Source organism: Shinella zoogloeoides, assembly GCF_022682305.1.
GTDB classification, from domain to species: domain Bacteria; phylum Pseudomonadota; class Alphaproteobacteria; order Rhizobiales; family Rhizobiaceae; genus Shinella; species Shinella zoogloeoides_B.
Map to the genome: position 1 here is coordinate 4,308,748 of NZ_CP093528.1, position 24,596 is coordinate 4,333,343.

Sequence of the window (24,596 nt, forward strand, 5' to 3'; positions counted from 1 at the left end):
TCTCTAAGCTTTGATCGCGCCGTCCATCTCGGCGAGGATCGCCTTGGCGGCGGCGAGCGGGTCGGCGGCCTTGACGATGGGGCGGGCGACAACGAGATGGCTGGAGCCGGCCTTCAGCGCATCGGCCGGCGTCATCACGCGCTTCTGGTCGCCGGCGTCTGCGCCGGCCGGGCGGATGCCGGGGGTGACGATGGCCATGTCGGGACCGAGGATCTTGCGCACGGCGCTCGCCTCTTCGGCCGAGCAGACGACGCCGCCCATGCCGGCGATGCGGGCCTGTTCGGCGCGGCGCAGCACCAGCGTGTGCGGATCGTATTCATAGCCGGCGTCGATGACGTCCTTGGCGTCCATGGAGGTCAGCACCGTGACGCCGAGAAGGCAGAGGTCGGAGCCTTTCGCGGCGGAGACGGCGGCGGCCATCGCCTTCGGATAGGCGTGCAGGGTCAGCATGGACATGCCCATCTTGACGATGTTCTCGACGCCCTTGGCCACCGTGTTGTCGATGTCCAGCAGCTTCATGTCGAGGAAGACCTTCTTGCCGTCCTTGGCAAGGTCGCGGGCAAATTCCAACCCGCCGGCAAAGACCAGCTGGTAGCCGATCTTGTAGAAGAGGGCGGTGCTGCCCAGCGTCCGGACCACCTTTTCCGCCTCCGCGATGGTCGGTACATCGAGGCCAACGATCAGGCGGTCGCGCGCGGACATGGTCACATCCCTTTCCAAGATTCCATTGCCGTCCAGTCGCATGAGACGCGACTGTCCGCAAGAAGGAAAGCGAAAAGATCGCCGCCGCTCAATGGGTGCGGCGGTAGGTCCAGAGCTGTGCCGGCGGGATGTTGCGCACGACGAAGTCGAGATGGCTGATCTGGTAGCGGTCCGGCATGGCGACGACGGGGGAGAGCGGGCCATAGGAGATCTGCACGACCGGGCGGCCGACGGGAATGCGCGATAGCAGGTCCTCGATCAGCGAGACGCGCTGGTGCATGGGGAAGTTCAGCAGCGGCACGGCGGAGATGACGCTGTCGAAGGTGGCGCCGCTGAGGTCGCCGAGTGTCTTGTCTAGGTCGAAGGCGTCGCCGTTGATGAAGTTGACGCCGTGGAAGCGTTCGACGAGGTGATTGTAGAAGTCCGTCGAGAATTCCACCGAGGTCAGCTTTTCCGGGGCAAGGCCGGTCTGGAGAATTGCCTTGGTGATGACGCCGGTGCCCGGGCCAAGCTCAAGGACAGGCAGGCCGGAGGCCGGATTGACGACGCTCGCCATGCGGCGCGCGGTGACGGAGGAGGTGGGGATGATCGAGCCGACGGCCCGCGTGTTGCTCATCCAGCCCTTGAAGAAACGGATCTCGTCGTCGAACTTCCTGCCCAGCCGTTCCTTCACCTTCACACGCAACGTCATGCCATCCCCCTTCATGGTCGCTTCCTCGGCCGGCGGCGGGTGTCATACCCGTCCGCATTGTTCGGCGCTTGCGAATATGTGACGCGGTTTGCGTCAAAAACAAGTCTGATTGCGCCGCCGCCGGCAAGTTTCTCGCGAGCGGCATCGCTTCTTGCAAAAGAACCCGCCGGGCGGCCGGCGGGTTCCTGAAACGGTTTCCCTGTGCCGCAAAGGCGAGTTTACACGCGCATCGGCATGAGCACGTAGAGCGCGTCGTCGCCGGCAAGGTCGCGCACCAGCGTCGGCGAGCCCGGATCGGCCAGCATGAAGACGGCTTCGGAGCCGGAAAGCTGCGCGGTGATGTCGAGCAGGTATTTCGCGTTGAAGCCGATCTCCAGCGGGTCGTTCTCGTATCCGACCGGTAGTTCTTCCGTCGCGCTGCCCGAATCCGGGTTGTTGACGGTAAGCGTCAGCTGGCCGTCGGTCAGCGCGAGTTTCACGGCACGGCCGCGCTCGGAGGAAATGGTGGAAACGCGGTCGACGGCCTGGGCGAAGGACTGGCAGTCGATCTTCAGTTCCTTGTCGTTGCCCGCCGGGATCACGCGCTGGTAATCCGGGAAGGTGCCGTCGATCAGCTTGGAGGTCAGCACGATGGAGCCGATGGTGAAGCGGATCTTGGCGTCCGAGACTTCGACGGTGACGACGAGGTCGGGGTTGTCCACCAGCTTCTGCAACTCGCCGACCGTCTTGCGCGGGATGATGATGCCCGGCATGCCTTCCGAACCCGACGGTGCTTCCACGTCGGCGCGGGCCAGGCGATGGCCGTCGGTGGCGACGGCGCGCAGCTTCAGTTCGCCCTTGCTCTCGATCGTGTGGATGAAGATGCCGTTGAGGTAGTAGCGGGTCTCCTCGGTCGAGATCGCGAACTGCGTGCGATCGATCAGCATCTTGAGGTCCGTCGCCTTGAGGCGGAACGTGTGCGAGAAGCTGCCGGCGGTGAGATCCGGGAAGTCCGACTGCGGCAGGCACTGCAGCGAGAACTTCGAGCGGCCCGAGGCGACCGTCATCGACGCGCCGTCGGCGCTCGTCGCCAGCAGCACTTCCGAACCGTCGGAGAGTTTTCGCACGATGTCGTAGAGGAGATGGGCAGGGACAGTCGTCGCGCCGGCCTGTTCCACCTGCGCCGGCGTCGCCTCGGTGATCTCGAGGTCGAGGTCGGTCGCCTTCATGTCGAGGCTCGCGCCGTCGGCCCGCAGCAGCACGTTCGAGAGGATCGGGATCGTGTTGCGCCGTTCGACCACGCGATGGACGTGGTTCAGCGACTTCAGAAGATTGGACCGCTCGAGAGTAATGCGCATGGAACTGTACCGCTTTCGACCGCTAGCCTGCCGGAACCCGGCGCGGCATTGCCTTGAAGATCCGGCAGGCGCCGGAAGATGTGGACGGGCAAAATGGCAGAAGTTCCCGCCCGATTGCAAGTGCTAACGGCGCGGCACACACGATAGTCGACCGCCGGACCTTGCGGGGGCATCCGCGCTCGCCCATAAGGAAGAAAAAGTGCGGCCCTTCGCGGCCGGAAAGGGATTGCGAATGCGGGATGAAGGCGCGGCAGGTGGGGCAGGGGACGGCGCGAAAAACTTCCGCCTCCACAATGCCGTGATCCCCGCCCGGCCGCTGGAACCCGCGCTCTATCTCGTCGCAACCCCCATCGGCAATCTCTCCGACATCACGCTGCGCGCGCTGGAAACGCTGGCGGGGGCCGATGTGCTCGCCTGCGAGGACACCCGCGTCACCCGCGTGCTGCTCGACCGCTACGGCATCGTCAACCGGCCCTATGCCTATCATGAGTACAATGCGGACGAGGCAGGGCCCCGCCTCATCGCCGCGCTGGAGGCGGGAAAATCCGTCGCCCTCGTTTCCGATGCGGGCACGCCGCTGGTCTCCGATCCCGGTTATCGCCTTGCGTTACTTGCCATTGCGGCCGGCCATCGCGTCGTGCCGATCCCCGGCGCCTCCGCCCCGCTCGCAGCCCTTGTCGGCTCGGGCCTGCCGAACGACGCCTTTTTCTTCGCCGGCTTCCTGCCTTCCAAGGATAAGGCCCGCCGCGACCGCCTCGCGGAGCTTGCCGGTGTGCCGGCGACGCTGCTCTTCTTCGAGTCGCCGCACCGCATTGCCGCCACGGTCGTCGCTGCCGCCGACGTGCTCGGCGAGGCGCGCATGGCCTGCGTCTGCCGTGAACTGACGAAAACCTTCGAGGAGTTTCGTCGCGGTACGCTCGGCGAGCTTGCCGCCCACTACGGCGACGGCGCTTCGGTGAAAGGCGAGATCGTCTTCGTCATCGGTCCACCCGGAGAGGCGGCCGCACCCGAGGCCGAGGATGTCGACCGCCTGCTGACGATGCTCGCGAAGGACATGTCGACCGGCAAGGCGGCGACCGAGGCGGCCCGCCAGACCGGCCTTCCGCGCAAGGACCTCTACCAGCGCCTTCTCGACCTGAAGGATGCCGATGGGCAATAGTCCGGCGGACCCGAACCGGCTCAAGGCCTTCCGCCGGGGATATGTCTCCGAATATCTCGCCGCGCTCTATCTCCTCGCCAGGGGCTACCGTATCCACGCCATCCGCTACCGCACCAAGCTCGGCGAGATCGATATCGTCGCCCGGCGTGGCGATCTCGTCGCCTTCGTCGAGGTAAAGGCGCGCCGCGACGTGGACAGCGCCGTCTTCGCCGTCACCGGAACCGCTGAGCGGCGCATCCGCGCGGCAAGCGAGATCTGGCTCTCCTGCCAGCCGGACGCTCACCGCCTGTCGGCGCGCTACGATATCGTCGCCGTCCGGCCCTGGCGGCTTCCCACGCATATCGAGGATGCGTTTTGACCGGAACGGCGCCGCCATGGTCGTTGCCATGGCGCGCGGCGCATCCTACATGTGTCGGGCATTTCTCAGGGGATTTTTCATGGCAAAGATCAAGAACGTCGCGGTCCAGATGGACCATGTGTCGACCATCAGCATCGCGGGCGATTCCACCTTCGCCATGAGCATCGAGGCGCAGAGCCGCGGCTATCGGCTCTTCCACTATACGCCGGACCGCCTGAGCCTGCGCGACGGCACGGTCTACGCCACCGTCGAGCCGATGGAGCTGCGCGACGTGAAGGGCGATCACTACACGCTCGGCGCGCCCGAACGCGTCGATCTTTCCACCATGGACGTGGTGCTGCTGCGCCAGGACCCGCCCTTCGACATGTCCTACATCACCTCCACGCATCTGCTGGAGCGCATCCACCCGAAAACCCTCGTCGTCAACGACCCGGCCTGGGTGCGCAATTCGCCGGAGAAGATCTTCGTCACCGAATTCGCAGACCTGATGCCCGCGACCCTGATCACCCGCGACCCGGCCGAGATCCGCCGTTTCCGCGACGAGATGGGCGACATGATCCTGAAGCCGCTTTACGGCAACGGCGGCGCGGGCGTGTTCCATTCGACGAGGGACGACCGCAACCTCTCCTCCCTGCTGGAAATGTTCGGCCAGATGTTCCGCGAACCTTTCATCGCCCAGCAATACCTGCCGGACGTGCGCAAGGGCGACAAGCGCATCATCCTTATCGACGGCGAGCCGGTCGGCGCGATCAATCGCGTGCCCGCCGAGCACGACGCCCGCTCCAATATGCATGTCGGCGGCCGCGCCGAGGCGACGGAACTGACCGCGCGAGAGAAGGAGATCTGCGCCCGTATCGGCCCGGCCCTTCGCGAGCGCGGCTTCATCTTCGTCGGCATCGACGTCATCGGCGACTACATGACCGAGATCAACGTGACGTCCCCGACCGGCATTCGCGAAGTGAAGAAATTCGGCGGCGCCGATATCGCTGCGCTGCTTTGGGACGCAATCGAGAAGAAGCGCTGAACCGCTTCTCCAATCCGGCGATGCCTTGCGGGACGTCCGTTCGCGGACGTCCCTTTTTCGTTCCGCGTATACAACCTTATACAACCGTCGCGTGGAAAATTCCATCGATAGTTCTATAATTGTTCTTGTTTCATTCTGGGTTCCATGCCAGATTTCCAGATGCAACCCGCTGAGGGCTGCGGGGGCTTTCTGTCAGGGCGAGTGGGGCGGTCATGGTCGCGCGGGTCGGTACGATTGCGTTTCAGGGCATAGAGGGCGTGCCCGTCGATGTGCAGGTGATGGTGGCCCCCGGCAAGGTGGGCATGCAGATCGTCGGCCTGGCGGACAAGGCGGTCGCCGAAAGCCGGGAGCGGGTGCACGCCGCGCTGCACGCCTCCGGCCTGTCGCTGCCGCCCAAGCGCGTCACGATCAATCTCGCGCCCGCCGATCTTCCGAAGGAAGGCAGCCATTACGATCTCGCCATCGCGCTCGGCCTCATGACGGCGCTCGGCGCCGTACCGGGCGATGTGCTGGACGGTTATCTCGTCATCGGCGAACTCAATCTCGACGGCACCATCGCCTCCGTCGCGGGCGCGCTTCCCGCCGCCATGGGCGCCAACGCGCTGGGAAAAGGCCTGATCTGCCCGGCGGAGAACGGGGCGGAGGCCGCCTGGGCCGGCGGCGGGCTGGATATTCTCGCGCCGCGCAGCCTGATCGCGCTCGCCAACCATTTCAAGGGCACGCAGGTCCTCTCGCGTCCCGCGCCGGCCATCCGCGCGCCGGCGGGCGATCTGCCGGACCTTGCCGATATCAGGGGGCAGGAAAGCGCCAAGCGCGCGCTGGAGGTGGCCGCCGCCGGAAATCATAACCTGCTGATGGTCGGTCCGCCGGGATCGGGCAAGTCCATGCTCGCCGCGCGCCTTGCCGCCATCCTGCCGCCGCTCTCGCCGGTGGAGCTGCTCGAAGTCTCGATGATCCATTCCATCGCCGGTCAGCTTTCCGGCGGCCGCCTCTCCGATCGCCGGCCTTTCCGCACGCCGCATCATTCCGCCACGATGGCCGCGCTCGTCGGCGGCGGGGCGCGGGCAAAGCCCGGCGAGGCGTCGCTTGCCCATCACGGCGTTCTCTTCCTGGACGAATTGCCGGAATTCTCGCCGCAGGCGCTGGACGCGCTGCGCCAGCCGCTCGAAACCGGCGAGTGCATTATCGCCCGCGCCAACCACCGGGTCAGCTACCCCGCCGCCGTGCAGCTCGTCGCGGCGATGAATCCCTGCCGCTGCGGCATGGCGGGCGAGCCGGGCCGTGTCTGCGCCCGTGGCCCCCGCTGCGCGAGCGAGTACCAGGCCCGTGTCTCCGGTCCGCTGCTCGACCGTATCGATATCCGTATCGATGTGCCCGCCGTCGCCGCCACGGACCTCATCCGCCCCATGGCGGGCGAGGCCAGCGAGACCGTCGCCCGCCGCGTCGCCGGCGCGCGCAGCCTGCAGGTCGATCGCTTCGCCCGCCTCTGCATGGGCGCGGTGACGAGCAATGCCCGTGCCTCGACGGCCCTCATCGAGAAGATGGCGGAACCTGACCCCGGCGGCCTCCAGCTCCTGCGGGACGCGGCGGAGAAGATGCGCTTCTCCGCTCGCGGCTACCACCGCGTTCTCAAGGTCGCCCGCACGCTCGCCGATCTCGACGAGGCCCCGGTCGTCGGTCGCATTCATCTGGCGGAGGCGATTTCCTACCGCATGGCCGGCGAGCGGCTGGCGGCCATGGCCTGAAAGCCGGAGGGCAGGGCGGCGTTGTGCGAGGAGTGCGCGAGGGCGGGATGACCGCCGGGGGGCGGCCTGTGCCGTCGCGGCATGCTTTTCGGCCAGGCTGGCCCGGGGCGCTGCCGCGCTCCTCCAGCAAAGAACGTGCTCCATCGCCCTGTTGGCGTGCCTTTCCGCATGCAGGACCGATGCGGGCTTGCAAACGCTCCGGTCTCTTCAGGCCGCTCCCTTGAAAACGGCCTCCAGCCGATGCCCGTCCGGGTCGATGACGAAGGCGGCATAATAGGTCGGGCCGTAGTGGCGACGCAGGCCCGGTGCGCCGTTGTCGGTTCCGCCCGCCGAAAGCGCGGCCTTGTGGAAGGCGTCGACCGACTGCCGGTCCGGCGCAGCGAAGGCGATGTGGAAACCGGGGCCGGGGGCGCTTGCGGCATCGCCGAGATGCTTGAGGGCGAGCTTGTCGCCGCCGCCGGGCGGTCCGTAGCCGATGGCCTGATCCGGTTCACCGGGGCGGATATCCGACCAGACGCGGTGATAGCCGAGCGCCGCAAGGGCCGCGTCGTAGAAGGTGGCTGCGCGCGCGATGTCGGAAACGCCGAGGGAGAGATGATGGAGCATGGCTGTGCGATTGGTGGATGGGGTGGAATACCTCGTCGCGCGAATCCCCGCGCGGCGGGCCGGTTGGAGCACGTCCAGCGAGAGTGCGCGGCGGCCTTGCGCCCGCTATCGCGCAGAAACGAGGGGGGGGAGCGTTTCCGCGCTTCAAAGAAAGGCGGAAACGCTCGTGGTTCAGCCGCCGAGGCCCTCGAAGAGCGCGGTGGACAGATAGCGCTCGGCGAAGGAGGGGATGATGACGACGATGGTCTTGCCGGCGTTTTCCGGCCGGCTGCCGACCTTGGCGGCCGCGGCCAGCGCCGCGCCGGAGGAAATGCCGACCGGCACGCCTTCGAGGCGGGCGACGAGGCGGGCATTCTCGAAGGCTTCGTCATTGGAGACGGTGACGACCTCGTCATAGACCTTCGTGTCGAGGATTGCCGGCGCAAAGCCCGCGCCGATGCCCTGGATCTTGTGCGGGCCGGGATTGCCGCCGGACAGGACCGGACTGTCGACCGGCTCGACCGCGACGACCCGGAGGCCGGGCTTCCGCGCCTTCAGCACCTGGCCCGCGCCGGTGATGGTTCCGCCCGTGCCGATGCCGGAAACAAGGATATCGACCGCGCCGTCCGTATCGTTCCAGATCTCCTCGGCGGTCGTTTTGCGGTGGATTTCCGGGTTGGCCGGGTTTTCGAACTGCTGCGGAATGACCGCGCCGGGGATCGATGCCGCCAGTTCTTCCGCCCTGGCGATGGCGCCCTTCATGCCCTTCGGCCCTTCGGTGAGCACCAGTTCGGCGCCGAGCAGCGCCAGCATCTTGCGCCGCTCGATCGACATGGTCTCCGGCATGGTGAGGATCAGGCGATAGCCCTTGGCGGCGGCGGCGAAGGCGAGCGCGATGCCGGTATTGCCCGAAGTCGGCTCCACCAGCGTCGACTGGCCGGGCACGATCTTGCCCGCCGCCTCCAGCGCGTCGATCATCGCCACGCCGATACGATCCTTCACCGAGGCGATGGGATTGAAGAACTCGAGCTTGGCGAGAAGGTTGGCGACGACGCCCTTCTCCTTCGCGAACTTGTCGAGCCGCACGATCGGCGTGTCGCCGATGGTCTCGGTGATGGAGGCGTAGATACGGCCGCGGCCAGGCTTGCGGGTTTCGGTCATCGGGTGCTCCTCTGTTCTCCTTGCGGCAGACTTTAGGAGGGAAAGTAGCCTTAGACGAGTCCGGATTTCGCGGCGGAAGCCCCGAATGTGGAATATTCCCCCCGCCGCCCGGAAATGTCGCGCGAGGCGCGGTCGGTCAGAACGCCGACATTGGTGGCAAGGCGAAGGGCCGCGCGGGCCGCGAGATGCTTTTCGCGCGCAGCATCAGCACTAGGTCCTCCACGTCGGGAAGAGCCTCGCCCTCCCATGACAGGCGATCGGGCGCGAAGTGGACGAGGACGCGCGATGGCACGATCCGAAGGCTGGCGAGGATATCGGCAAGATCGGGGATGCGTGCCCCGACGATATCCAGCAGCTCGAAGCCGCCATCTTTTGCCGATTGCCATGCGATCACGGTGTCCCCGTCCATCAGGTCGAGCCGTAGACCCGGCATGAGATATGCATTGAAGAGGAACATTTCCATCTGCCGGCGCGGGGCGAAACGGTCGGATACCGGCCGGCGACCCTCGAGAAGCCGGCGCAGCAGGGCTATATCGGCCTCCAGGGCGATATCCAGCCGCCGCGTCGGCCTTGCGGTTCCGCCGGATGGCGCAGCTCCGGAAAAGCGGTGTTGCGCCAGTGCCTCGAAGCCGTGGCGGCGATAAAGGCCCGGCGTGTCGGTCAAAAGCGCGACGGCCGCAAAGCCTTCGGCATCGCAGTAATCCAGCGCTGCTTTCATGACGTCGCGATAGAGGCCCTGTCCGCGATGGTCCGGCCGCACCGCGCCCGATTGCAGGCCGGCCGCGCGGACCTCGGTCCCCTCGACGACGAGCGGCAGGGAGAAGGCGGTGACGTTGGCGATGCAGGCGCCCGCCGCATCGAACCAGCCAAAGGGAACACTCGTCGGATCCGGCCCGCCGAGCCGGTCCAGTAGCGTCACGTCGATGCCGAAGACCTCTTCCAATAGCCGGGCGAGCGCCCGCCATGCGGCCGGATCGTCGAAATAATGTGAGCGAAAGGAAATGTCCTCGCGGAGAGTCATCGCCTCAGCGCACGCCGGTGGAGCCGAAGCCGCCCGCGCCGCGTGTGGTTTCGCTGGTTTCCGCAGCTTCGCGCACGGCAACCTGCGTCACGGGAGCGATCACCATCTGCGCCATGCGCATGCCGCGCTCGATGACGAAGGGTTCCTCGCCGAGATTGACGAGAAGCACCTTCACTTCGCCGCGATAGTCGCTGTCGACGGTGCCCGGCGTGTTGAGGCAGGTGATGCCGTTCTTGAAGGCGAGGCCCGAGCGGGGGCGGATCTGGCCCTCGTAGCCGTGCGGAATCTCGAAGACGAGGCCGGTCGGCACCAGCGCGCGCTTGCCGGGTTCCAGCGTGAGCGGCGCGTCGGCCGCGACGGCGGCGCGCAGGTCCATGCCGGCGGCGCCGGAGGTCTCGTAGGCGGGAAGCTCGATCCCCTCGCCATGCGGCAGGCGGACGAGGGAGAGCAGGGGCTGGGAGGGGGCGTGTGCGTTCATGCGCCCATAAGCCGGCCCATGGCCCGCCCCGTCAATTGCATCTTCCGGGCGGAGCCTGTAAAGACGCCGGCAACTCACAGGATATTGCAGAAAATGGCCGAAACCCTTGCCGAGGCGGTCTCCCGCCGCCGCACCTTCGCGATCATCGCGCACCCGGACGCCGGTAAAACCACCCTCACCGAAAAACTCCTCCTCTTCGGCGGCGCCATCCAGCTCGCCGGCGAGGTGAAGGCGAAGAAGGACCGCATCCAGACCCGTTCGGACTGGATGAAGATCGAGCGCGAGCGCGGCATCTCGGTCGTCACCTCGGTCATGACCTTCGAATATGACGGCAACGTCTTCAACATCCTCGATACGCCCGGCCACGAAGATTTCGCTGATGACACCTATCGCACGCTGACGGCGGTGGACGCGGCCGTCATGGTCATCGACGCCGCCAAGGGTATCGAGCCGCGGACGCTGAAGCTCTTCGAGGTCTGCCGCCTGCGCGACATCCCGATCATCACCTTCGTCAACAAGATGGACCGCGAGAGCCGCGATCCGTTCGAAATCCTCGACGAAGTCGAAGAGAAGCTGGCGCTCGATACCGCTCCGGTCACCTGGCCGGTCGGCCGCTCGAAGACCTTCTGCGGCTCCTATCACCTCGCCGACCGCACCTTCCGCGGCTCGGACACGCAGGTCCAGCCGGTGAAGATGGACGAGGCCGCCGAGGTCGCCAAGCACCTGCCGGAAAACGAGCGTCAGGCCTTTATCGAGGAGATGGAGCTTGCCCGCGAGGCCTGCCGCCCGTTCGATCGCGAGGCCTTCCTCGAAGGGCACCTGACGCCGGTCTTCTTCGGCTCGGCGCTGCGCAATTTCGGTGTGCGCGACCTCATCAACGCGCTCGGCGCCTTCGCGCCGCCGCCGCGCGACCAGGTGGCGGATGTGCGCAAGGTCCATGCCGCGGAAGACAAGATGACGGCCTTCGTCTTCAAGATCCAGGCCAACATGGACCCCAACCATCGCGACCGCATCGCCTTTGCCCGCGTCTGCTCCGGCATGCTGGAGCGCGGCATGAAGGTACGCCTTGCCCGCACCGGCAAGACCATCGGCCTTTCGGCCCCGCAGTTCTTCTTCGCCTCGCAGCGCCAGCTTGCCGATACGGCCTATGCCGGCGACGTGGTGGGCATCCCCAACCACGGCACGCTGCGCATCGGCGATACGCTGACGGAAGGCGAGGCGCTGGTCTTCGAGGGCGTGCCGAACTTCGCGCCGGAAATCCTGCGCCGCGTGCGGCTGGAAGACGCCATGAAGGCCAAGAAGCTGAAGGAAGCGCTCCAGCAGATGGCGGAAGAGGGCGTCGTGCAGCTCTTCTCGCCGGAAGACGGCTCGCCCGCCATCGTCGGTGTCGTCGGCGCGCTGCAGCTCGACGTGTTGAAGGAGCGCCTTTCGGCCGAATACGGCCTGCCGGTTTCCTTCGAGATGTCGCGCTTCTCCGTCTGCCGCTGGATCTCCTCCGACAGCGCGGCCGAACTCGACAAGTTCGTCACCCAGCGCCGCGGCGATATCGCCCGCGACCTCGATGGCGACCCGGTGTTCCTCGCGCAGGACGCCTTCTCGCTGCGCTACGAGGCGGAGCGCTACCCGGCGATCAAGATGGTCGCCATCAAGGAGTATCACGTCACCAAGGCGTGACTTGCGCCTGTCACTTTCAGGGTGACAGGTGTCTCGACATTTGCGAAAACCGCTTGAGACAGGGGCGTCCGCCGGAAGGCGGGCTGAGAAGCACCCTTTGAACCTGAACCGGATCATGCCGGCGGAGGGAGTCGAACGGTCGCTGCATTCGCGCGGCCGGAAGACCGCCCCCTCGCCGAAGGAGGCGAGATGGCTGAAACGATCGCAAACATTCTCTCGATTGCGGGCTCCGACCCTTCGGGCGGCGCCGGCATTCAGGCCGATCTCAAGACATTTGCCGCGCGGGCTACCTACGGCATGGCTGTGCTGACGGCGCTGACGGCGCAGAACACGCAAGGCGTTTCCGGCGTGCATCTCGTCCCGCCCGCTTTCGTCGCGGCACAGATTGCGGATGTCTTCAGCGATATCAGGGTGGATGCGGTGAAGATCGGCATGATCGCCTCGGCGGAGATTGCCGAGGCCGTGGCGGGCGCGCTCTCACGCCATCGCGGTCCACCTATCGTGCTCGATCCCGTCATGGTCGCAAAGGGCGGAGCGTCGCTGCTGGCAGCGGAGGCCGTCGAGGCCTTGACCCGCCGCCTTCTGCCGCTTGCGGCAGTCCTCACGCCCAACCTGCCGGAAGCCGCCGCGCTGCTCGGCGAGGCCGAGGCCGCCGACCGGGCGGCCATGGAAGGGCAGGCGAAGCGGCTTCTGGCGCTCGGCCCGAGGGCTGTTCTGCTGAAGGGCGGGCACTTGCCCGGCGGCGAAAGCCCGGACGTGCTGGCGACCCCGGACGGGCTCCGCTGGTATGAAGGCGTGCGCGTGCTGACGCGCAATACCCACGGCACCGGCTGCTCGCTGTCGAGTGCCATTGCCGCCGAACTCGGCAAGGGCAGGCCGCTGCCTGACGCCGTGGCGGCCGCCAAGAGCTTCATCGCCGGTGCCGTGCGCAGTTCGGATGCGCTGGCGGTCGGCTCCGGCCATGGCCCGCTCCATCATTTCCACGCGCTCTGGGCCTGATCGTCAGCGATCCGCCAGCGCCAGCCGCAGCCCCATCACGCCAAGCGCGGCGGCGAAGCTGCGCTGCGTCCAGACCATGATCCTTGGCCGGCTCAGTACCTGCTGGCGAAGGCTTGCGGCCAACCCCGCATAGATGGCGAAGACGAGGAAGGTCAGGGCCATGAAGACGCCGCCGAGGACGAGCATCTGCGCGGTGGCGTCAGGTGCGTTCGCGGGAACGAACTGCGGCAGGAAGGCGAGGAAGAACAGCGAGAGCTTCGGGTTGAGGATATTCGTGAAGATGCCCTTGCGCACGATGCGCACGGCCTTTTCCGCCGGCGCCTGCTCGGGGCCGAGATCGAGCGCATTGCTGTCCTTCAGCAGGCTCCAGGCGATGAAGAGCAGGTAGGCGACGCCGATAGTGCGCAGCGCCTCGAAGGCAAGCGCGCTGGCATGCAGCACGGCGGCAAGGCCGGCGACGCTGGCGAGGATATGCGGCACGATGCCGAGCGTGCAGCCGAAGGCGGCGAGCAGGCCGGCGCGAAAGCCGCCGCTGATGCCGAGCGCCAGCGTATAGATCACCCCGGTGCCCGGAAGCAGGATGACGACGAGTGAGGTGATCAGGAATTCGGTGGTCATGACGGGCTCCATGCGGCTTGGGAGCAGCAGGAAACACCGGAAGGCCGGCCGGGTCTTGAACGAAATTGCGGAGATTATGCGCGGGCGGCGAGCCAGGCGCCCGGCGTATAGCCGTAGCGCCGCGTGAAATTGCGCGTCATGTGGCTCTGGTCGGCAAAGCCTGCTTCCATGGCGGCCTCGGCAAGCGGGGTGCCGCCCGCGATCAGCCGGCGGGCAAGCTCGGTGCGCCGCTGGAGCTGGTAGGCATGGGGCGTGAGGCCTGTGCTGCGGGCGAAGTCCCGCACCAGCCGGAAACGCCCGATCCCGCATTCGGCGGAAAGCGCCTCGAGGGTCAGGGCCGAAGCCGGGTCGCTGTCGAGGTGCTCACGCGCCCGGCTCACGGCCGGCGAGGCGAGGCCTTCGCGGCGGGGCGCCTCTTCCCGCAGAAGCGCGGCAAGGAGCAGGAGAAGTCGCTCCTCCCTGGCGAGGCGCGCGGCGTTGCGGTCCATGAGCGCGGCAAGCGTTGCCGAAACGAGCCCGGCGATGCGCCCGTCCTCCAGCACCGGCGCATGGAACTCCTCGCGCAGGCCCTCTTCGAAGATATCCCGTGCCGCGGCAGCGACGACGGCGGGCTGCAGGTAGAGCATGCGCCAGGCGCGCGGCGCATCGCCGATCGGCGCCCCGTCGTGCACTTCGCCGGGATTGACGGTAATCGTATGGCCGGCCCCCGCCTCGACCATGCCGCGCCCGCTCGCCGATTTCTGCGCCCCGCGCTCGATCACGCCGACGCCATAGGCGTCGTGGGTGTGGCGGGCGAAGGCATGCCGGCTGTCGGCGAAGACGGCTTCGATGCCGTCTATGCCCGTCCTGAAGATCTGGAAACGTCCGGCCGCCATGGCTCAATCCTTCGGCACGCCGGGAAGCGCTGCCGTCTCGCCGAACCAGTTCATGGCGGAGCTGCACCAGATCCGCCGCTTCGGCGTCAGGCTGGCGCGCTGGTTGATGCTGCCCCAGCGAATGCCCCAGGTCGCGGCGTCCTCTCCGGTGCCGGTCGTGAAGAGCGGCGAACCGCATTGCGGGCAGAAATATTGCAGCCGCAGGCGGCCGTTCTCGGCGGTCTTGGTATAGAGCCTGGGCGGGTTGCCGGTCAGCTGCACGGCGCTTTCCGGCACCATGGCGGTGACGCGATAGGGAGAGCCGGTCAACCTCTGGCAATCCGTGCAATGGCAGATGGAGACCGCCTCGGAGTCGATCTCTGCCTCATAGGTCACGAAGCCGCAATGGCATTGCCCGTCGATCCGCATGACACGTCCTTCCGCCGTAGGATACGGCGGAAGGATAGGAGCTTGTGGCCGTGCGTCAATGCGCCGGCTTGATGAAGGTGCCGTTGCGAAGCTCGCGCATCGCCTGCTGGAGCTCTTCCTGCGTGTTCATCACGATGGGGCCATGCCAGGCGACGGGCTCCTGGATCGGCTTGCCGGAGACGAGCAGGAAGCGGATGCCCTTCTCGCCGGCCTGCACCGTCACCTCGTCGCCCGTGTCGAAGACGACCAGCGTGCGGTTGCCGGAGAGATCGCGGATGTTCAGCTCCTCGCCCTGGTATTCCTTCTCCACCTTCACGCCGAAGGGCTTCGAGGCGTCGCGGAACGTGCCGGAGCCGGCGAAGATATAGGCGAAGGCCGAGCGGTAGGTATCGACCGGCAGGCGCTTCGTCTTGCCCGGCGGCACGGAGATGTCGAGATAGACGGGCTCGGCGGCGATGCCGTCGACCGGGCCGGTCTTGCCCCAGAAATTGCCGGCAATGATGCGCGCCGCCGTGCCGTCATCGTCGACGACGACGGGAATGTCGCCGGACTTGATGTCCTGGTAGCGCGGCGCGGTCATCTTCAGTGACGAGGGCAGGTTCGCCCAGAGCTGGAAGCCGTGCATCTTGCCGGCGAAATCGCCGCGCGGCATTTCCTGGTGCAGGATGCCGCTGCCGGCGGTCATCCATTGCACGTCTCCCGCGCCCATCACGCCGTGATTGCCGAGGCTGTCGCCGTGTTCGACGGAACCGGCCAGCACATAGGTGATGGTCTCGATGCCGCGATGGGGATGCTACGGGAAGCCGCGGATGTAATCCTCGGGTTCATCGTTGCGGAAATCGTCCATCATCAGGAAGGGATCGGTCATCGACGGATCGCCGAAACCGAAGACCCGGTGCAGCTTCACGCCGGCGCCTTCCATGGCGGGGCGGGCGATGCTTTCGTGTTTTACGGGGCGTATGGACATTTCAAAGGTCCTTTCGACTGGGTTGCTTGGGACCCTTATACGCCTCGGTCATTGTTCACGAAATCTGCCCGGACTGAAACGCAGTGTTCACAAAATCATGTTGCGCGGGGCGGCGTTTTTGCGGCCATTCACCGGAATGACACACATGGTTTCGCTCCGTTTATATTCGTTAACGCCTTGTTACCCATTTTCGTTGAAAATCCGGTGCGTGCCATGGTTAATGCGTCGGGTTCAGCGCCGGTTCGCGCCGGTCTCTTCAAAGCGGGAAAAGCATCATGTGCCGTTGGGCAGCCTATCGCGGGGAGCCGCTTTATCTCGAGGAACTCGTGTCCTCGCCCGCCCATTCGCTGATCGAGCAATCCCATTGCGCCACCCGCGCCAAGACGGCCACCAATGGCGACGGCTTCGGCATCGCCTGGTACGGTGACCGGCCGGAGCCGGGCCGCTACCGCGACATCCTGCCCGCCTGGTCGGACTGCAACCTGAGGAGCATCGCCCGGCAGGTCCGCTCGCCGCTGTTCCTCGCCCATGTGCGCGCCGCGACCGGCGGCGGCACGCGACGCGACAATTGCCATCCCTTCGTGCACGGCATCTGGTCCTTCATGCACAACGGCCAGATCGCCGATTTCGATCACCTGCGCCGCCCGCTCGAAACCATGCTGGACAACGACCTCTACACCGCCCGCACCGGTTCGACGGATTCGGAGTTGCTGTTCCTGCTGGCCCTGCAATTCGGTCTGGAGCGCGATCCGCTCGGCGCCATGGCCGAGGCCATCGCCTTCGTCGAACGGCTTGCCGCGCATCTGGAGCGCAAGGTTCTGGTGCGCATGACGGCCGCCTTCTCCGATGGCGACCAGCTTTACGCCGTGCGCTACGCGACCGACTTCAAGGCGCCGACGCTCTATGCCGCGCCGATGGGCGAGACCGGCGGCTACTGCCTCGTTTCCGAGCCGCTGAACGACGATACGGAAGCCTGGGTGGAAATCCCCGACGGCAGCGCCGTCGTGCTGGGGGAGAACGGCGTCGACATGCGCATCTTCTCGCCCGCCGGTCGTCCGGCGAGCGCCATGGAAGCGAAGATCGCCCTCGTCAAGTAAGCCGCGCGGCGACCCAGTCGGCAAGACGTCCGGCGACCTCGTCCTTGGAAAGATCGGGCCATTGCTCCACGCCGGCGGCGGTGATCAGCTTCACGCTGTTGCGCGTGCCGCCCATGATGCCGGTCTCGGGCGAGACATCGTTGGCGACGATGACATCAGCCCCCTTTTTCTGAAGCTTCACCCGACCATTGCTCTCGACATCCTGCGTCTCGGCGGCGAAGCCGACGACGACCTTGGGCCGCTGCGCATGGTGGCCGATGGTCTTCAGGATATCGGGGTTCTCCGCCAGCATCAGCGGCGGCGGGCCTTCGCCCGGCTTCTTCTTGATCTTTTCCGTGTTCTCCGTCGCCACGCGCCAGTCCGCGACGGCGGCGACCATGACGGCGATATCGGCCGGCAGCGCGCCGAGAACGGCCTCAAGCATTTCCTCCGCCCGCTCGACCCGGATGACCTTCACGCCGCGCGGATCGGGCAGCGTGACGGGGCCGGAGACCAGCGTTACGTCAGCGCCAAGCTTCGCAAGGGCGGCGGCGATGGCGTGGCCCTGCCGGCCGGAGGAGCGGTTGGCGATGTAGCGGACCGGGTCGATGGGCTCGTGGGTCGGGCCTGACGTGACGACGGCCTTGCGGCCGGCAAGCGGCTTCCTGCCGCCGTCGAGCAGGTCTTCCGCAGCCGCGACGATCTCCAGCGGCTCGGCCATGCGGCCGAGGCCGGCCTCGCCGCCCTCCGCCATCTCGCCGGCATTGGGGCCGATGAAGGCAAGGCCGTCGCGGCGCAGCGTCTCGACATTGCGGCGCGTGGCGGCATGCGACCACATCTTCGGGTTCATCGCGGGCGCGACGAGCACGGGCCGGTCGGTGGCGAGCAGCACGGTCGAGGCGAGGTCGTCGGCAAGGCCGTTCGCCATTTTCGCCATCAGGTCGGCCGTCGCGGGGGCGACGACGATAAGGTCGCAGTCCCGCGCAAGGCGGATATGGCCGACATCCTGCTCGTCCTCGCGGGAGAAGAGGTCGGTATAGACATGGCCGGAGGAGAGCGCGCCAACGGCGAGCGGCGTCACGAACTGCTGCGCTCCTGCCGTCATGACCGGCCGTACCTCCGCGCCGCGCTCGCGCAGGCGGCGGATGAGGTCGAGGCTCTTGTAGGCGGCGATGCCGCCCGAGATGACGAGAAGGATGCGTTTTCCTGCAAGCGACATGGCAAGTCCCGGGCTCTCATGGTGGCCGACGAATTGTCCTATCCCTTTGAAAGCGCTTTTCCAAGCGGCTTCGGCTCAGGCGCCCTCATCGGGAATGTTCAGCACATGGCCGCAGGCCTTGCAATGCACCGCGTCCGTCTCGTGGCGGGAAAGGCCGCATTGCGGGCAGGGGAAGGTCACCTTGTAGGGCCGCACGATCGCCTGCGCGAGCCGCACGAAGAGCGAGATGCCGATGATCATCGTGACGATGGCGGTGAGCTTGCCGAGCGTGCCGGGCAGCACGATGTCGCCGAAGCCCGTCGTGGTGACGGTCGCGACGGAAAAATAGAGCGCATCGACGAAGCCGGCAAAGCCCTCCGCACCGTAGAAGAAGTTGCTGTAGACGAAGCCGGTGACGAGGAAGAGGAAGACGAGGAAATTGGCGCAGGCCTGGATGACGTCTTCCTTGTCGCCATTGCCCGTCCGGCGCAGCATCAGCGTCAGGAGCTTGCTCTGGCTGATCGCCCAGATGCGCAGCACCCGCAAAAACGCGAAATTGTGCAGCTGGTTGGGAAAGAGCAGCGTGCCGAGGATGACGATATCCACCCACGTCATCGGCCGCAGCAGCCAGTAGCGCAGGTTCGGCGCGATCAGCGCCCGCGCGCAGAGTTCGAAGGCGATGACGGCCGCGATTAAATAATCGACGATCACATAGGCCGAGCCGGTGCGCAGATAGGGGCCTGTGACGAAGAAGACGAGGATGGCGATGTCGATGAGCAGCATCGCCACCTGGAAGCGGATCGCCTCCCGGTCACGCCCGAAATAGAGACCGCGCAACTGCCGGCGCAGCCTTTCGAGAAAGGGTTGCGGTTCGGCGGCGCTCAGCGGCTCTTCTGTCATGGAGGAGAGACTAGCGCCGGGCCGGCGCCGGTCAAGCAGGACCAGCTAACTGAGCTTCCAGGCGATGTAGACGAGCGTCGCGGCGATCACCCAGAGCGCAAGGCGGCCCGACCGGCTGTGCCTGGCCTCGGAGCGGCCGATGGCTTCCGCCGTCTCCGCGTCGAAGCGCAGGCCCTTTTCCGCCATGGCGGTGAGGTCGTGCGAGAACTTCTCCGCCTTGGCGGCGATTTCCGGCGCGGCCTCCGCCAGCCTCAGCGCGGCATGCGCGCCGTCGCGCAGGTCCGTCAAAAGGCGCTTGGGGCCGAGATTGTCGCGGATCCAGTCGCCGACGACGCCCTCGGAGGCCTTCCACATATTGAAACGCGGGTTCAGCGTGCGCGACACGCCCTCCACCACCACCATGGTCTTCTGCAGCATGACCAGCTCGGTGCGGGTCTCCATGTCGAAGAGTTCCGTCACCTCGAAGAGCAGCGTCAGGAGCTTGGCCATCGAGATGGTTTCGGCCGGCTGGCCGTGGATCGGCTCGCCGATGGCGCGGATCGCCTGCGCGAAGCTCGCCGTGTCGTGGTGCGAGGGCACGTAGCCGGCCTCGAAATGCACGTCGGCGACGCGCTGGTAGTCGCGCGTGATGAAGCCGTAGAGGATTTCGGCAAGGAAGCGGCGCTCCTTCTTGCCGAGCCGGCCGACGATGCCCATGTCGACCGCGACGATGACGCCCTCAGGATCGACGAAGAGATTGCCCTGGTGCATGTCGGCATGGAAGAAGCCGTCGCGCAGCGTGTGGCGCAGGAACGACTGGATCAGCGTGTCCGCCAGCTTGTCGAGGTCGTGGCCGGCGGCGCGCAGCCCCTCGACGTCGGACATCTTGATGCCGTCGATCCATTCCATGGTGACGACGTCGCGGCCGGTGCGCTCCCAGTCGACCGTCGGCACGCGGAAGCCGGGGTCGTCCTTGGTGTTCTCGCCGAGTTCGGAAAGGGCGGCCGCTTCAAGCCGCAAATCCATCTCCACCTTGGTCGTCTGCTCCAGCGTGCGCGTCACCTCGACGGGCTTCAGCCGTCGTGTGTTGGGCAGGATCTTTTCCTGCAGATGCGCGGCCGCATACATGGCTTCGAGATCATGGCCGAAACGCTGGCGCACGCCGGGGCGGATGACCTTCACCGCAACCTGCCGTTCGCCGCTGCCATCGCGCACCGTTGCGGGATGGACCTGCGCGATGGAGGCGGCTGCGATGGGATCGCCGAAGCTCACATAGAGATCGGTGAGCGAGCGGCCGAGCGAGCCTTCCACCGTCGCGACGGCCGCTTCCTTCGGGAAGGTCGCCATGCGGTCCTGCAGGGCCGAAAGCTCGACGGCGATCTCCGCGCCGACGACATCGGGGCGGGTCGCCAGGAACTGGCCCATCTTCACATAGGAGGGCCCGAGGCGCTCGATGGCGCGGGCAAGGTTGTCGCCACGAACGCCCTTGGCGGCCTTGCGCCGCTCGAAGAGGCCGGCAAAGGCATGGGCGGCGCGGGCAAGCGTCGGCATGCCCTCGGTCGGCAGCGCCGAGACCACGCCTTCGCGCACGAGGACCCAGCCCACGCGGGCAAGGCGGAAATAGGCGCCGACTACGCTCATGCGGAAAGGCCGTCCTTAGTGGGGAAGAGGGCCATGCTCAGAGCTTCCAGCCCGAATGCAGCGCCGCGATGCCGCCGGTATAGTTGGTATAGGTAACGCGCGAGAAGCCGGCCGTGCGGATCATCGCCGCGAAGTCTTCCTGGTTGGGGAACTTGCGGATCGATTCCACGAGATACTGGTAGGGTTCGGCGTCGCCCGTGATCATCTTGCCGAAGTGCGGGATCGCGTTGAACGACCAGGCGTCATAGACCTTGTCGAGCAGCGGCATCTCCACCTCGGAGAATTCCAGCACGAGCAGCCGCCCGCCGCGCTTCAGCACGCGGTAGGCTTCCGAAAGCGCGACGTCGATGCGCGGCACGTTGCGGATGCCGAAGGCGATCGTATAGGCGTCGAAGGTACCGGCCTCGAAGGGCAGCTCCTCGGCATTGGCCTCGACGAATTCGAGATTGGCCGAAAGCCCCTTCTTCGCCGCCCGGTCGGCGCCGACGCCGAGCATCGAGCCGTTGATGTCGAGCACGGTCGAATGGGCAAGACGGTCGGATGCTTCCACGATGCGGAAGGCGATGTCGCCGGTGCCGCCGGCAACGTCGAGCGACCTGTAGGAGGCGTCCTTGCGCGGGTTGAGGCTTGCGATCATCGCATCCTTCCAGGCCCGGTGGAGACCCGCGGACATGACGTCGTTCATGATGTCGTAGCGCTTGGCGACCTTGTGGAACACGTCGTTGACGAGCGCCTGCTTCTCGCCCTCCCGCACCTCGCGGAAGCCGTAGGAGGTTTCCATGCCGCCGTCTGCGGATGTGCGCTGTTCGGTCATCGTCGTCTCCATGGGCCGGTCTGTCGCAGCCTTAATGCTGGCAAGACCATAGCGAATTGGCTTTGGCCGCGCTATCTGAACGCTTCGCCGGGTATATAGGACATAGATGGCCGGGAGGGAAATGCCGGACCGCGGCAAATGCGCTCAAGGTTAAATCGTCTTCAAGGAGAACGGGATGCCGGAATTGCCGGAAGTGGAAACGGTCAAACGCGGCCTTGCGCCCGTCATGGAGGGATCGCGCATCCGCCGCGCGGAGCTGCGCCGCCCGGACCTGCGCTTTCCCTTCCCGCCTGCCTTCTCCGAGGCGCTGGAAGGCCGCCGCATCGTCTCGCTCGGCCGTCGCGCCAAATATCTGCTGATCGATATCGAGGGCGGCGACGTGGTGATCGCCCATCTCGGCATGTCCGGCTCGTTCCGGGTGGAGGGCGCGCCGGAGGCCGAAACGCCCGGCGACTTTCACATGCCGCGCAGCAAGGACACGCGCCACGACCATGTCGTCTTTCATCTGGAGACGGCGGAGGGCGAGCGCCGCGTCGTCTACAACGACCCGCGCCGCTTCGGCTTCATGGACCTCGCCCGCCGCGAGGATATCGCCGCCCACGCCTTCTTCCGTGATCTCGGCGAGGAGCCGACCGGCAACACGCTCGACGCTGATTATATCGCGGCCAAGTTCCGAGGGCGCCAGGCGCCGCTGAAGGCCGCGCTGCTCGACCAGAAGAACATCGCCGGCCTCGGCAATATCTATGTCTGCGAGGCGCTGTGGCGCGCCCACCTTTCGCCCGAGCGGCTGGCCGGAACGCTGGTGACGGCGGCGGGCAAGCCGAAGAAGGAGCTGGTGGCGCTGACCGAAGCGATCCGCCAGGTGATAGCCGACGCCATCGAGGCCGGCGGCTCGACCCTGCGCGACCATATCCGCGCCGACGGCTCGCTCGGCTATTTCCAGCACTCCTTTTCCGTCTATGACCGCGAGAAGGAGCCTTGCCGCACATCGGGCTGCACGGGCACTATCGGCCGCATCGTGCAGAGCGGCCGGTCGACCTTCCATTGCGCCGTCTGCCAGAAGTAATTCCTAAGGAGAGAACACATGGCCCATGAAACCCTGCTGGTGGAGACGCGCGGACGCGTCGGCCTCGTCACGCTCAACCGGCCGCAGGCGCTGAACGCGCTGAACCGCCAGCTCCTCGAGGAGCTGAAGGCCGTGCTCGCCGGCTTCGAGGCGGATGCCGGGATCGGCGCCGTCGTGATCACCGGCTCGGAAAAGGCCTTCGCCGCCGGCGCCGATATCAAGGAAATGCAGCCCTACGGCTTTGCCGACGCCATGGTGGAGGACCTTGCCGCCGGCTGGGACGACGTCGCCGCCTTCCGCAAGCCGATGATCGCGGCCGTCAGCGGCTTTGCGCTCGGCGGCGGCTGCGAGCTCGCCATGATGTGCGATTTCATCATCGCCTCCGAGACGGCGAAGTTCGGCCAGCCCGAGATCACGCTCGGCATCATTCCCGGCATGGGCGGCACGCAGCGCCTGACGCGCGCGCTCGGCAAGGCCAAGACGATGGACCTCGTGCTGACCGGCCGCATGATGGACGCGGCGGAGGCGGAGCGCTCCGGCCTCGTCGCCCGTGTCGTCGCGCCGGAAAAGCTGCTGGACGAGGCACTGGCGGCAGCGGAAAAGATCGCCGGCTTCTCCCTGCCGTCCACCATGATGGCGAAGGAAGCGGTGAACCGCGCCCATGAGACGGTGCTGTCGGAAGGCATGCGCGCCGAGCGCCGGCTGTTCCACGCGCTCTTCGCCACGGAAGACCAGAAGGAGGGCATGGCCGCCTTCGTCGAGAAGCGCAAGCCGGCCTTCCGGCATCGGTGAGCAGGTTCCCGGCGTTTGTTGCAGAATCCGCGTTGACGCCATCGTGGTTTCCCGCTATACGCCGCCCACAGTTTGGAAAGCCGAATTCCAAGGTTTTCCGATATTGCTCCCGAATTGCTTTGATGACAGGTCGCAGTGACCCGGCACGGCGAGGGTGGAGTTCGTGTCAGATTTCTGAAGAGAGGCATACATGGCCAATACAACCTCGGCTAAGAAGGCGACCCGCAAGATCGCCGCGCGCACCGCAGTCAACAAGTCGCGCCGCTCGCGCGTCCGCAACTTCATCCGCAAGGTCGAAGAGGCCATCGCCTCCGGCGACCAGGCTGTTGCAGCCGCCGCTCTGAAGGCAGCCCAGCCGGAACTGATGCGCGCCGCCACGAAGGGCGTGCTTCATTCCAACACGGCTTCCCGCAAGGTTTCGCGTCTGGCGAACCGCGTTAAGACGATGTCGGCCTGATTAAGCCGTTTCAAGCGTTGTAATATTAGAAAAGCCCGGTGCATCGCGCCGGGCTTTTTTGTCGTTCCCGGCCTCTGTATGATGAATCCGCAAGCTCTGATCGTGTCAAAAGAGTGACGAGGAAAATCGTTTAAATTCAGTTAGTTGCGTGAGGTTATCCCGCGCCTGTGACCCTTTCGTTGCGGGAGTTTGACAGCAATTTGAGTCAAGCGAATTTTTATTTTTTTCGTTTTCGAAGCCTTCCGAAAACAGCCCGAAAACAAAGCCATTGATTCCTAACGGATTCTCCTTGGACGGGGCGATTCCGAGTCAAAAACGGCCCTGCGAGTCAACGCCCGCCCCTTAATTTTGCGTAAAATTCGTGATTGATCTTGGGGGCTGATCCTGCCTAAATGCTTTCCACAGGGGGCGCGGACACAGCCTGAAAATGATCGCCGGCAAGACTGCCTGACAAGGCAGAGGTGGTCATCTGTCCTCTGTAACGGAGCGGCTCCGCTTCGTAAAATCATCCAATCGGCAAAGCTTGCCCCAGGTGCCCTGGCACTCTGGCAAAGGCTTTTTGCGACCTTCGGTTGCGTCGATTGCAAAGCCGCGAGGACGGCCCGATGATTGAGGGCATGCCCGCCGGGCGCTCGACGAGGGAGCGGACGGCGCGGCCACAAACGGGACCATCCGATCGGGCATGATGCCGGATCGTTCGGAACCGACTTGTGTTTGACAAACAGGAACTGCGTCGGAAGTAGGGGGCCGGCGTGGTTTGGGGCTCCAGATCCCGTTCCGGGCTATTGGCTCTGCGCGGACGGGTGACGGCAAACATGGAAGGCGCCGGCAGGAATGCCGACGTGGCGAATTGAGCATGAAAGGCGGCAAG

The 24,596-nt window shown here is 66.0% G+C and carries 24 protein-coding genes, 1 pseudogene and 1 riboswitch; of the genes and pseudogenes, 10 read left to right on the top strand and 15 right to left on the bottom strand.

Annotation, left to right across the window (positions count from 1 at the left end):
- Window positions 1-3: 3 nt before the first annotated feature.
- The 3 genes from pyrF to dnaN form a co-directional block, all read right to left on the bottom strand.
- Window positions 4-702 carry an orotidine-5'-phosphate decarboxylase gene (gene pyrF, locus MOE34_RS21380; protein ID WP_242219630.1) on the bottom strand — a complete coding sequence of 233 codons (699 nt, stop codon included), beginning with the start codon at window positions 700-702 and terminating at the stop codon, window positions 4-6.
- A gap of 88 nt (window positions 703-790) precedes the next feature.
- Entirely contained in the window at window positions 791-1,393 is a 603-nt protein-coding gene (gene pmtA, locus MOE34_RS21385) for a phospholipid N-methyltransferase PmtA (RefSeq protein WP_242224177.1), read from the bottom strand.
- Between the two features lie 218 nt (window positions 1,394-1,611).
- Entirely contained in the window at window positions 1,612-2,730 is a 1,119-nt protein-coding gene (dnaN, locus tag MOE34_RS21390; protein ID WP_242219632.1) for a DNA polymerase III subunit beta, read from the bottom strand.
- A gap of 232 nt (window positions 2,731-2,962) precedes the next feature.
- Between dnaN and rsmI the strand changes: the two genes are divergently transcribed.
- The 4 genes from rsmI to MOE34_RS21410 all read left to right on the top strand — a co-directional run bounded on the left by rsmI (window position 2,963) and on the right by MOE34_RS21410 (window position 7,016).
- A complete protein-coding gene (rsmI, locus tag MOE34_RS21395) occupies window positions 2,963-3,889 on the top strand; it encodes a 16S rRNA (cytidine(1402)-2'-O)-methyltransferase (protein ID WP_242219634.1) in 927 nt (308 codons plus the stop codon).
- Window positions 3,879-4,247 carry a YraN family protein gene (locus MOE34_RS21400; protein ID WP_242219636.1) on the top strand — a complete coding sequence of 123 codons (369 nt, stop codon included), beginning with the start codon at window positions 3,879-3,881 and terminating at the stop codon, window positions 4,245-4,247. Before rsmI ends, MOE34_RS21400 begins: the two co-directional genes overlap by 11 nt.
- Window positions 4,248-4,326: 79 nt before the next feature.
- A complete protein-coding gene (gene gshB / locus MOE34_RS21405) occupies window positions 4,327-5,271 on the top strand; it encodes a glutathione synthase (RefSeq protein ID WP_242219637.1) in 945 nt (314 codons plus the stop codon).
- Window positions 5,272-5,483: 212 nt separating this feature from the next.
- Window positions 5,484-7,016 carry a YifB family Mg chelatase-like AAA ATPase gene (locus tag MOE34_RS21410; protein ID WP_242219639.1) on the top strand — a complete coding sequence of 511 codons (1,533 nt, stop codon included), beginning with the start codon at window positions 5,484-5,486 and terminating at the stop codon, window positions 7,014-7,016.
- A 207-nt stretch (window positions 7,017-7,223) separates the two neighbouring features.
- Here the strand turns inward: MOE34_RS21410 and MOE34_RS21415 are convergent, their stop codons facing one another.
- From MOE34_RS21415 to dut, 4 genes are all read right to left on the bottom strand, one after another.
- Window positions 7,224-7,622 carry a VOC family protein gene (locus tag MOE34_RS21415; protein WP_242219641.1) on the bottom strand — a complete coding sequence of 133 codons (399 nt, stop codon included), beginning with the start codon at window positions 7,620-7,622 and terminating at the stop codon, window positions 7,224-7,226.
- Window positions 7,623-7,793: 171 nt separating this feature from the next.
- Window positions 7,794-8,762 (bottom strand): cysteine synthase A, encoded by a 969-nt coding sequence (gene cysK, locus MOE34_RS21420; RefSeq protein WP_242219643.1) that lies wholly within the window; start codon window positions 8,760-8,762, stop codon window positions 7,794-7,796.
- Between the two features lie 136 nt (window positions 8,763-8,898).
- Window positions 8,899-9,783 (bottom strand): GNAT family N-acetyltransferase, encoded by an 885-nt coding sequence (locus MOE34_RS21425; RefSeq protein ID WP_242219645.1) that lies wholly within the window; start codon window positions 9,781-9,783, stop codon window positions 8,899-8,901.
- A 4-nt stretch (window positions 9,784-9,787) separates the two neighbouring features.
- Window positions 9,788-10,261, bottom strand: coding sequence for a dUTP diphosphatase (gene dut, locus MOE34_RS21430; protein ID WP_242219647.1), 474 nt, complete (start codon window positions 10,259-10,261; stop codon window positions 9,788-9,790).
- 93 nt (window positions 10,262-10,354) lie between these two features.
- On the opposite strand from dut, the gene MOE34_RS21435 reads away from it, so the two are divergent.
- Both MOE34_RS21435 and thiD read left to right on the top strand, forming a co-directional pair.
- Complete coding sequence (locus MOE34_RS21435; protein WP_242219650.1) at window positions 10,355-11,935, top strand: peptide chain release factor 3; 1,581 nt, start codon at window positions 10,355-10,357, stop codon at window positions 11,933-11,935.
- A gap of 50 nt (window positions 11,936-11,985) precedes the next feature.
- A riboswitch (TPP riboswitch) is annotated at window positions 11,986-12,082 on the top strand.
- A gap of 42 nt (window positions 12,083-12,124) precedes the next feature.
- On the top strand, window positions 12,125-12,934 hold the full coding sequence (thiD, locus tag MOE34_RS21440; protein ID WP_242219652.1) for a bifunctional hydroxymethylpyrimidine kinase/phosphomethylpyrimidine kinase: 810 nt from the start codon (window positions 12,125-12,127) through the stop codon (window positions 12,932-12,934).
- Between the two features lie 3 nt (window positions 12,935-12,937).
- Here thiD and MOE34_RS21445 read toward each other — a convergent pair whose 3' ends face one another.
- The 4 genes and pseudogenes from MOE34_RS21445 to MOE34_RS21460 all read right to left on the bottom strand — a co-directional run bounded on the left by MOE34_RS21445 (window position 12,938) and on the right by MOE34_RS21460 (window position 15,802).
- Entirely contained in the window at window positions 12,938-13,552 is a 615-nt protein-coding gene (locus tag MOE34_RS21445) for a LysE family translocator (protein WP_242219655.1), read from the bottom strand.
- A 74-nt stretch (window positions 13,553-13,626) separates the two neighbouring features.
- Entirely contained in the window at window positions 13,627-14,427 is an 801-nt protein-coding gene (locus MOE34_RS21450) for an AraC family transcriptional regulator (RefSeq protein WP_242219656.1), read from the bottom strand.
- A 3-nt stretch (window positions 14,428-14,430) separates the two neighbouring features.
- Window positions 14,431-14,835, bottom strand: coding sequence for a GFA family protein (locus MOE34_RS21455; protein ID WP_242219658.1), 405 nt, complete (start codon window positions 14,833-14,835; stop codon window positions 14,431-14,433).
- Between the two features lie 55 nt (window positions 14,836-14,890).
- A pseudogene (locus tag MOE34_RS21460) lies at window positions 14,891-15,802 on the bottom strand (pirin family protein).
- A 275-nt stretch (window positions 15,803-16,077) separates the two neighbouring features.
- Between MOE34_RS21460 and MOE34_RS21465 the strand changes: the two are divergent.
- Complete coding sequence (locus MOE34_RS21465) at window positions 16,078-16,899, top strand: class II glutamine amidotransferase (protein ID WP_242219660.1); 822 nt, start codon at window positions 16,078-16,080, stop codon at window positions 16,897-16,899.
- Here MOE34_RS21465 and coaBC read toward each other — a convergent pair.
- The 4 genes from coaBC to ubiE all read right to left on the bottom strand — a co-directional run bounded on the left by coaBC (window position 16,892) and on the right by ubiE (window position 21,410).
- A complete protein-coding gene (gene coaBC / locus MOE34_RS21470) occupies window positions 16,892-18,097 on the bottom strand; it encodes a bifunctional phosphopantothenoylcysteine decarboxylase/phosphopantothenate--cysteine ligase CoaBC (protein ID WP_242219662.1) in 1,206 nt (401 codons plus the stop codon). The two genes, MOE34_RS21465 and coaBC, sit on opposite strands and share 8 nt — an antisense overlap.
- Before the next feature lie 75 nt (window positions 18,098-18,172).
- On the bottom strand, window positions 18,173-18,976 hold the full coding sequence (locus MOE34_RS21475) for an ion channel (protein ID WP_242219664.1): 804 nt from the start codon (window positions 18,974-18,976) through the stop codon (window positions 18,173-18,175).
- 45 nt (window positions 18,977-19,021) lie between these two features.
- Window positions 19,022-20,596: a 2-polyprenylphenol 6-hydroxylase gene (ubiB, locus tag MOE34_RS21480; RefSeq protein ID WP_242219666.1), complete on the bottom strand. Its 1,575-nt coding sequence runs from the start codon at window positions 20,594-20,596 to the stop codon at window positions 19,022-19,024.
- A 37-nt stretch (window positions 20,597-20,633) separates the two neighbouring features.
- Window positions 20,634-21,410, bottom strand: a complete 777-nt coding sequence (ubiE, locus tag MOE34_RS21485; RefSeq protein ID WP_242219668.1) for a bifunctional demethylmenaquinone methyltransferase/2-methoxy-6-polyprenyl-1,4-benzoquinol methylase UbiE — start codon at window positions 21,408-21,410, stop codon at window positions 20,634-20,636.
- Window positions 21,411-21,585: 175 nt separating this feature from the next.
- Between ubiE and mutM the strand changes: the two genes are divergently transcribed.
- From mutM to rpsT, 3 genes are all read left to right on the top strand, one after another.
- Window positions 21,586-22,476, top strand: coding sequence for a bifunctional DNA-formamidopyrimidine glycosylase/DNA-(apurinic or apyrimidinic site) lyase (gene mutM, locus MOE34_RS21490; RefSeq protein ID WP_242219670.1), 891 nt, complete (start codon window positions 21,586-21,588; stop codon window positions 22,474-22,476).
- Window positions 22,477-22,494: 18 nt separating this feature from the next.
- Window positions 22,495-23,268 (top strand): enoyl-CoA hydratase, encoded by a 774-nt coding sequence (locus MOE34_RS21495; protein WP_242219672.1) that lies wholly within the window; start codon window positions 22,495-22,497, stop codon window positions 23,266-23,268.
- Between the two features lie 190 nt (window positions 23,269-23,458).
- Window positions 23,459-23,725 carry a 30S ribosomal protein S20 gene (rpsT, locus tag MOE34_RS21500; RefSeq protein ID WP_160786644.1) on the top strand — a complete coding sequence of 89 codons (267 nt, stop codon included), beginning with the start codon at window positions 23,459-23,461 and terminating at the stop codon, window positions 23,723-23,725.
- Window positions 23,726-24,596: the final 871 nt, after the last annotated feature.

Coding starts and splice junctions, on each gene's coding strand:
- MOE34_RS21410 (WP_242219639.1), top strand. CDS start 5,484: ATGGTCGCGCGGGTCGGTACGATTGCGTTTCAGGGCATAGAGGGCGTG.
- rsmI (WP_242219634.1), top strand. CDS start 2,963: ATGCGGGATGAAGGCGCGGCAGGTGGGGCAGGGGACGGCGCGAAAAAC.
- MOE34_RS21450 (WP_242219656.1), bottom strand. CDS start 14,427: ATGGCGGCCGGACGTTTCCAGATCTTCAGGACGGGCATAGACGGCATC.
- MOE34_RS21455 (WP_242219658.1), bottom strand. CDS start 14,835: ATGCGGATCGACGGGCAATGCCATTGCGGCTTCGTGACCTATGAGGCA.
- gshB (WP_242219637.1), top strand. CDS start 4,327: ATGGCAAAGATCAAGAACGTCGCGGTCCAGATGGACCATGTGTCGACC.
- ubiE (WP_242219668.1), bottom strand. CDS start 21,410: ATGACCGAACAGCGCACATCCGCAGACGGCGGCATGGAAACCTCCTAC.
- MOE34_RS21475 (WP_242219664.1), bottom strand. CDS start 18,976: ATGACAGAAGAGCCGCTGAGCGCCGCCGAACCGCAACCCTTTCTCGAA.
- MOE34_RS21400 (WP_242219636.1), top strand. CDS start 3,879: ATGGGCAATAGTCCGGCGGACCCGAACCGGCTCAAGGCCTTCCGCCGG.
- MOE34_RS21415 (WP_242219641.1), bottom strand. CDS start 7,622: ATGCTCCATCATCTCTCCCTCGGCGTTTCCGACATCGCGCGCGCAGCC.
- MOE34_RS21435 (WP_242219650.1), top strand. CDS start 10,355: ATGGCCGAAACCCTTGCCGAGGCGGTCTCCCGCCGCCGCACCTTCGCG.
- MOE34_RS21465 (WP_242219660.1), top strand. CDS start 16,078: ATGTGCCGTTGGGCAGCCTATCGCGGGGAGCCGCTTTATCTCGAGGAA.
- mutM (WP_242219670.1), top strand. CDS start 21,586: ATGCCGGAATTGCCGGAAGTGGAAACGGTCAAACGCGGCCTTGCGCCC.
- MOE34_RS21445 (WP_242219655.1), bottom strand. CDS start 13,552: ATGACCACCGAATTCCTGATCACCTCACTCGTCGTCATCCTGCTTCCG.
- dut (WP_242219647.1), bottom strand. CDS start 10,261: ATGAACGCACACGCCCCCTCCCAGCCCCTGCTCTCCCTCGTCCGCCTG.
- thiD (WP_242219652.1), top strand. CDS start 12,125: ATGGCTGAAACGATCGCAAACATTCTCTCGATTGCGGGCTCCGACCCT.
- dnaN (WP_242219632.1), bottom strand. CDS start 2,730: ATGCGCATTACTCTCGAGCGGTCCAATCTTCTGAAGTCGCTGAACCAC.
- MOE34_RS21495 (WP_242219672.1), top strand. CDS start 22,495: ATGGCCCATGAAACCCTGCTGGTGGAGACGCGCGGACGCGTCGGCCTC.
- MOE34_RS21425 (WP_242219645.1), bottom strand. CDS start 9,783: ATGACTCTCCGCGAGGACATTTCCTTTCGCTCACATTATTTCGACGAT.
- rpsT (WP_160786644.1), top strand. CDS start 23,459: ATGGCCAATACAACCTCGGCTAAGAAGGCGACCCGCAAGATCGCCGCG.
- ubiB (WP_242219666.1), bottom strand. CDS start 20,596: ATGAGCGTAGTCGGCGCCTATTTCCGCCTTGCCCGCGTGGGCTGGGTC.
- cysK (WP_242219643.1), bottom strand. CDS start 8,762: ATGACCGAAACCCGCAAGCCTGGCCGCGGCCGTATCTACGCCTCCATC.
- coaBC (WP_242219662.1), bottom strand. CDS start 18,097: ATGTCGCTTGCAGGAAAACGCATCCTTCTCGTCATCTCGGGCGGCATC.
- pyrF (WP_242219630.1), bottom strand. CDS start 702: ATGTCCGCGCGCGACCGCCTGATCGTTGGCCTCGATGTACCGACCATC.
- pmtA (WP_242224177.1), bottom strand. CDS start 1,393: ATGACGTTGCGTGTGAAGGTGAAGGAACGGCTGGGCAGGAAGTTCGAC.